The organism is Paraburkholderia sp. SIMBA_027 (genome assembly GCF_046535315.1).
GTDB lineage: Bacteria > Pseudomonadota > Gammaproteobacteria > Burkholderiales > Burkholderiaceae > Paraburkholderia > Paraburkholderia tropica.
In genome coordinates, this window is record NZ_JAWRWY010001386.1 from 1 (window position 1) to 244 (window position 244).

Sequence of the window (244 nt, forward strand, 5' to 3'; positions counted from 1 at the left end):
GCCTTCGACTGCGCACCGGCCTGCAGACCGAGCGAACCGGAAACCGTGCTGTAGTAGCCGACCGTGCCGCCGCCCACGCGCAGCGCGCCTTCGCCATACTGGCCGCCGACGATGAAGCCTGCTTGCAGCACCGACGGGAACACCAGCACGCCGCGCGCTTTCGACACGAGTTCGCGCGAACCCGTCACCGTGGTGAACAGCCGGGACATGGTGCCGTCGACGCTGGCATCGATCGACTTGCGTT

1 pseudogene is annotated in these 244 nt (G+C 67.6%); it reads right to left on the reverse strand.

Annotated features, from left to right (window positions below):
* Window positions 1–244 (reverse strand): annotated as a pseudogene (locus SB764_RS43730) (hypothetical protein); the annotation flags it as partial.